Raw genomic sequence first — 6540 nt, 5'->3', positions numbered from 1 at the left:
ATGATAGACAAGGTCACGAGCAGAACAGCTAAAGCGGCATGACATGAATTTACAGACAGGAGCAGAAGAGGTCATCAGACTTCTTCCGGAACATCATGTCCAACTGATAGGATTATATGAAAAAACACAGAAAAAGGGCAATAGCAATGGCATATAAAGTGATTATACTCTATCGACTTTATATGCCACCTTACTTTTTAGGGACATTTACTGAATATCCCTTCCAGAAGGGGAAAAGGGGGTGAAGAGATGAACTGTGGGCTGCAAGATTGTTATTTTGTGTACGTGAACATCGCGAAATGCAAAATAGTTTTAAACATTTAGTAATAATCTAATATTATTTTGTGCTTTTGAGATAAAACGTTACTTTTGTTTCGTGATTTTTTTCATAGTATTAGATTTAAGGTTAACAAGGTTGGGAGAAAGCGTTCTCCCATTTTTTTGTCCCTATCCGAAGTTTCTATTGAAGCAGGCGGTACATGCCTCCGGCAAGTGTCCGTACCATTCCTTTCATTTCCATATCAAACAACAGGCTGGCCATGCGGTTGACGGGGATATTGCATTGCACCACCAGGGTATTGATCTGCATGCCGTCGGGATACATCTTTAGACATTCGATAATTTTCTCTTCTTCCTCGGAAAGTTCCGGGAAGAGCTGTCGCTGTATGGCCTGAGGCCGTACGGTTGTTTCTTTCCAGTTCATGGCCTCTACCAGTTCCTCTGCACTCTGAATGAGGGAAGCCCGGTTGGTACGTATCAGCAGGTTGCAACCGGCCGAATACGAGTCGGTAATGCGTCCCGGAAATGCAAAACAGTCGCGGTGATAGCTTTCTGCAATGTCTGCAGTGATGAGAGAACCACCTTTTTCCGCCGATTCTACGACAATTGTGGCATCGCTCATGCCGGCAATGATGCGGTTCCGTTTGATGAAATTTTGCCGGTCCGGGTTGGTTCCGCTCATGAATTCAGTGAGCAGTCCTCCCTGACGAAGCATCTCGGCAGCCGTTCCCCGGTGCGCAGCCGGATAGATACGGTCCAGCCCGTGTGCCAGTACGCCGATGGTCTCCAAGCCCTGTTGCAGGGAAGCCCGGTGGGCGTGTATGTCGATTCCATACGCCAGTCCACTGACAATCAATGTATCCGGGAGCAGCTCCTGCAACTGACGGACAAACTGCAGGCAGAGGTCCTTCCCGTATTCCGTAGCATGGCGGGTTCCTACCATGCTGATTACATGCGACTGGTTCAAATCAGCATTCCCCCGGTAGAAAAGCACGATGGGGGCGTCACTGCATTCGCGCAGGCGGGAAGGATAGGCCTCGTCTTCTTCCGTCAGACACTGAATCTGGTTTTTCTCGGCAAAGCGGAGTTCGGCCTCACAGATACGGAGTGTTTCCGGGGCATCAAAGGCAGCTGCAATGTGGGGCGCAATGCCGGGGATCAGTTCGGAGAGGTTTTTCCGGTTCTCGAACAGACATGTGGCACTGCCTGCTGCTTTCAGCAGATTGTGGGCCCCGATGATTCCGATTCCCGGAAGTCGAGTCAGAGCCATCCGGTAGAGGGTCTCCTGGCTGCTCATTCAGAAAGATAGGGGGCAAAGGTTTGGTCTAGCTGTTCGCTGGTGCCCAGGCGTCCGTGAATCAGGCAGACGGTTTCGACGGTCGACTTGATGACAACTTTCATGTCGGGCAAGCGGTAAATGTCCTGGAAGAAAATGTATTTGATTCCTTCTTTCTTGAGATACAGCTTGGAAACAAATTCATCTCCGCTCTTCAGGGGAGTCTTGAAAGCCATGTTCAGCCGGGCCACTACGGCATCGGTGCCTTCCTCATGCAGTTGTGCGAAACTGATACCGGCCGTCTGGAGAAACTCGTGGCGGGTATGCTCGATGTAGTGCTGGTAGTTGGCATTGTTGACAATGCCCTGAAGGTCGCATTCGTAGTCGCGCACCTTCATTTTCAGTTCAAAAATATAGTTGTCCATGAATGTTTTTAATGTGTATTTTACAAAGATAGCGAAATATCTGTATATTTGTTCCTGTTATGCAAGAGATTATGAAAGCAATTTATGCGGCCCCGTTACAGGGATATACGGAGGCGGCGTGGAGAAATGCGCACAGTGAGGTTTTTGGAGGAGTGGATGCGTATTACACTCCTTTTGTGCGTCTGGAAAAGGGAAGTATCAGAAATAAAGACCGGCGGGAACTGTTGCCGGAACAAAATAAAGTGAACCGCCTGATACCGCAGGTTGTGGCTTCGGAAGCGGAGGAGTTTGACCAGCTGGTGAGGATGGTCACGGCATTGGGATACCGGGAGATTGACCTGAATATGGGCTGCCCGTTCCCGCTGATTGCCAACCGTGGAAAAGGTTCGGGACTGTTGGCCTTTCCCGACCGGATAGCGGGACTGTTGGAGGTGATGACCCACTGGACAGAGGTCCGTTTTACCGTCAAGATGCGTCTGGGATGGAAAGAGGCGGATGAGTGGAAAAATGTGCTTCCGCTGCTGAACCGTTCGGTGGTGCAGGAGGTGGTGCTGCATCCGCGCATCGGCAAGCAGCAGTATAAGGGAAGTGTCAATCAGGAGGAATTCCGTTCGTTTTATGAGGCCTGTGAACTGCCGCTGGTGTACAACGGGGATTTGACGGAGGCCGATGCCGTCCGGCACCTGCTGGACGAATACCCTCGTCTGAAGGGAGTGATGCTGGGACGCGGACTCTTGGCCGATCCGTCCTTGGCCGTTGCTCTCCGTACGGGGGTGGCAATGGACCGTTCCTGCCTGTATGAGAAAGTGTATGAGATGCACCGCCGGATATATGCTCATTACGAATCGGTGATAGAAGGCGGAGATGCACAGCTGCTGCAGAAAATGAAGACACAATGGGAGTATCTGTTGCCGGACATGGACCGTAAAGCCCGGAAACAGATACTGAAGAGCCAAAGCCTGGAGCGGTATCTGCAGGGAGTGAGAGAAGCCTGCCGGATTTAAGTCGGTTGATCCGGAACGGCGGCTTTCAGGTATTCGTAGCCGAAACGGCAGTACAGGCATTTCTTGGTATCACAGTAATTCTTTTTCAGTTCAATCAGTGCCTGGCTGTCTCCTGCGTGTGCGGCTTTAATGCCGCATTCACCCCATAGCCGGATGATGTGGTTGTTTTCGGGCCTGATTTCTTCCAGCAGCCGACTTGCACGCAGCAGCAGAGACTCTTCGTCTCTCCGTTTCCCGAAGGCATACAGGAAAGGCACGACGGTATTGATAATCAGCAGGTCGATGGAGGTGTTGCTGAGTGCTTTGGGACGTGCCTCCGAAAGTTCGCCCAACCGGTAGTGGGTGAGCCAGTACTCGGAGGTGCCGCCTTTGAGCAGGTCGCGCAGTGATTTTAAATCGGCGGTTTCCATCAATTGCGAGAAAAGTCCCTGGGAACGGTGATACAGACAGGCCAGTTGGGCAATCCGTATGTGCGGAAAATTGCCCGGGCGCATGCGCAATAATCTCCAACGGCATTCGCTGGAGGGACATAATCCGAACTTATGCCTTAAATATCCGTATTCTTTGATTAAACGTTCCGAGTAATCATCGGCCGGAAGCTCTTCCAGCAAGCCGGCTTGTCCGAAAAAGAACGCTTCAATCTGGAACAGGCTGTCCCGGTGCTTGTTGACGGCCTGCAGGGGAATGTTCCGGGCCCATAATTCAAAAACATCACTGTTTACCCCAAACCCGAAGTTGCGGGCAAAGATGATGAAGAAAGCCTGTTCCCAGTCGTTGTCGGTCTGGTTCAGCAAATTCCCGATCTGCTGGGTCTTGCGGGCAAAGCGTTCGCTCTGCAGGGCATTGAGCCAACTGTGGACGGTTAGTGCCGAAAGATTGGGGATGATGCGGAAGCAACTGGGGTAGCGGTCTTCGCGAAGCAGGGTTTCGTATTGTGTCTGTAGGTAAGGAGGGCAATGGAGAGCCAGCTGAGGAATGATTTCTCCGTTGCTGCGTGTGACTTGGCAGTCGATTTGTTCGGCAACGTGCAGGATGACCGAATCGTAGTTTTTGTCTAGTTGGTGCTGGTGGCGGAGCCAGTCGGAAGCGCGCCGGTGGATTTCTACATTTCCTACCCAGAGCATGCCGTTGATTTTTATCTTTGCATTGAAGAAATCCGGGCCGGCATGGGCATTGGGCAACCCCGGGTCGAGGATTTCAAGAGATTCTCCTGTAACCGTCCGCAACGGTTTCAAGTCGAAAAGCTTGTGCTTCCATACATAATGTAAAAGTTGTTCCATGTTAACGAGGTGTAAATGTTCGCTAAATGTAATGATTAATAATGAAAAACGTTATCTTTGTGGCTAAAATAATTAGCGTTTTATGAAAATAGCATTAATAGGATATGGAAAAATGGGACGGGAAATCGAGCAGATCGCTCTTTCCCGGGGTCACGAGATAGTTTGTATCATCGATGTAAATAATCGTCAGGATTTTGATTCAGAGGCTTTCCGCTCGGCCGATGTGGCAATTGAGTTTACGGCTCCTTCGGTGGCATACGGCAACTGCCTGGAGGCATTCCGCCAGGGAGTGAAAGTGGTATCAGGAAGTACCGGATGGATGGGTGAGCACGGTGAGGAAATGCGCCGTCTGTGCCAGGAAGAAGGAAAGACCTTGTTCTGGTCATCTAATTTCAGCCTGGGAGTAGCCATCTTCTCGGCTGTGAATAAGTATCTGGCGAAAATCATGAACAACTTCCCCAATTATTCGGTTTCAATGGTGGAAACTCACCACGTACATAAGTTGGACGCTCCGAGTGGAACGGCCATTACGCTGGCTGAGGGTATCCTGGAGAATCTGGACCGGAAGAACAAGTGGGTAATGGGTACGCTGACAGCCCCCGACGGTACGGTGACAGGTACTACCGACTGTGCGGCGGATGAGTTGCCGGTCAGTGCCATTCGCGAAGGAGAGGTTCCGGGTATTCATACCATCCGCTATGAATCGGAAGCCGATTCTATCGTCATTACGCACGATGCGAAAAACCGGAAAGGATTTGCACTGGGAGCGGTACTGGCAGCTGAATATACGGCTCAGCATGAGGGATTTTTAGGAATGAGTGACTTATTTCAATTTTAAGTGATATGATACAGGCTTCACGGAAACAGTGGATAAAGTTCGGCGTGGTACTGGCATTGTACCTGCTTTTCCTGCTTTGGCTGAAAAGCTGGCTGGGATTGATTGTCGTGCCTTTTATTTTCGATGTATATATTTCAAAGAAGATTCCTTGGACATGGTGGAAGCGCTCTACTAACCGTACGGTGGTAACGGTCATGGGATGGGTGGATGCGATTGTGTTTGCCCTGGTGGCTGTTTACTTTGTGAATCTGTATTTCTTTCAGAATTATGTGATTCCGTCTTCTTCTCTGGAAAAGTCGCTGCTGGTGGGAGATTATCTGTTTGTCAGCAAAATGAGTTACGGAGCACGTATTCCGCAGACTCCGCTGCATATGCCGCTGACACAGCATACCTTGCCTGTCTTCAACTGTAAGTCGTACCTGGAGTGGATCAAGTGGGACTATAAACGTGTGGATGGACTGGGAAAGGTGGAACTGAACGATATCGTTGTATTTAACTTTCCTGCCGGAGATACGGTGGCAACGGCTATTCCAGCCGAGGATATCTACCGTCTGAGCATTCAGGCTGGCCGGGAACTGTCCAAACCGATTGATATTTCAGGACTGACCCTGGAACAGCAGCGTCAGGCTTATGAGTACTATTATCGGACAGGACGTGAATACATCGACCAGAATCCGCAGTTGTTCGGTGAACTGGTGGCTCGTCCGGTTGACCGCAGAGAGAATTATGTGAAGCGATGTGTGGGATTGCCTGGCCAGACACTGGAAATCAAGGACCGCATTGTATATTTGGACGGAAAGCCCAATAAAGAACCGGATAATGTTCAGTATCGTTACCTGGTTTACACCAAGGGACAGTTGCCTGAAGACTTGTGTCATGAACTTGGTATCAGCCGGGAAGATCTTTCGGCTTATTATGTAGAGGAATCTGTATATAACATGCCTTTGACGGAAAAGGCGAAGGCTGCCTTGCTGGCACGCAAGGACCTGGTAACAGACATCAAGGATGTACCGGAAGACAATGCTGGCGGACTGTATCCGGTAAATAAGTATACGGGTTGGACAGTAGACAATTACGGTCCGGTATGGATTCCTAAGAAAGGAGAGACGGTGACACTGACTCTGGATAATCTGCCGATTTATGAGCGTCCGATTCATGCCTATGAGGGCAATGAACTGGAAGTTCGCGACGGCAAGATTTATATCAATGGAGTGGAAACCGACCGGTATACTTTTAAAATGGACTATTATTGGATGATGGGAGACAACCGTCATAACTCGGCCGACTCACGCTTCTGGGGATTTGTACCCGAAGACCATATTGTCGGTAAGCCTATCTTTATCTGGCTGTCTCTGAATCAGGACCGGGGATGGATGGATGGAAAAATCCGCTGGAACCGTCTCTTTAAGTTAGTGGATTCAATAAAATAGTGTTTCGT

The 6540-nt window shown here is 49.8% G+C and carries 6 protein-coding genes; 3 read left to right on the top strand and 3 right to left on the bottom strand.

Annotated elements, in window-relative coordinates; all coding sequences use genetic code 11:
- Window positions 1-460: 460 nt before the first annotated feature.
- Window positions 461-1576: a DNA-processing protein DprA gene (gene dprA, locus H3001_RS02365; RefSeq protein ID WP_181213986.1), complete on the bottom strand. Its 1116-nt coding sequence runs from the start codon at window positions 1574-1576 to the stop codon at window positions 461-463.
- Window positions 1573-1980, bottom strand: a complete 408-nt coding sequence (locus H3001_RS02360) for an acyl-CoA thioesterase (RefSeq protein WP_178244471.1) — start codon at window positions 1978-1980, stop codon at window positions 1573-1575. Before H3001_RS02360 ends, dprA begins: the two co-directional genes overlap by 4 nt.
- A gap of 71 nt (window positions 1981-2051) precedes the next feature.
- On the opposite strand from H3001_RS02360, the gene H3001_RS02355 reads away from it, so the two are divergent.
- Entirely contained in the window at window positions 2052-2984 is a 933-nt protein-coding gene (locus H3001_RS02355) for a tRNA-dihydrouridine synthase family protein (protein ID WP_181213985.1), read from the top strand.
- On the opposite strand, the gene H3001_RS02350 is transcribed toward H3001_RS02355, so the two are convergent.
- Window positions 2981-4264, bottom strand: coding sequence for a DUF2851 family protein (locus H3001_RS02350; protein WP_181213984.1), 1284 nt, complete (start codon window positions 4262-4264; stop codon window positions 2981-2983). The two genes, H3001_RS02355 and H3001_RS02350, sit on opposite strands and share 4 nt — an antisense overlap.
- Before the next feature lie 82 nt (window positions 4265-4346).
- Here H3001_RS02350 and dapB point away from each other — a divergent pair, with 82 nt between their 5' ends.
- Together dapB and lepB are read left to right on the top strand one after the other, a co-directional pair.
- On the top strand, window positions 4347-5102 hold the full coding sequence (gene dapB / locus H3001_RS02345; protein ID WP_181213983.1) for a 4-hydroxy-tetrahydrodipicolinate reductase: 756 nt from the start codon (window positions 4347-4349) through the stop codon (window positions 5100-5102).
- Window positions 5103-5107: 5 nt separating this feature from the next.
- The gene (lepB, locus tag H3001_RS02340; protein WP_178244475.1) at window positions 5108-6532 is read left to right on the top strand and encodes a signal peptidase I; all 1425 of its coding nucleotides are present in this window, start codon (window positions 5108-5110) and stop codon (window positions 6530-6532) included.
- Window positions 6533-6540 lie beyond the last annotated feature (8 nt).

Origin of the sequence: Phocaeicola faecicola (assembly GCF_013618865.1) — a bacterium.
Lineage (GTDB): Bacteria > Bacteroidota > Bacteroidia > Bacteroidales > Bacteroidaceae > Phocaeicola > Phocaeicola faecicola.
Note: the sequence above shows the minus strand (reverse complement) of the source record. Positions and strands in the feature narration are given on the sequence as shown.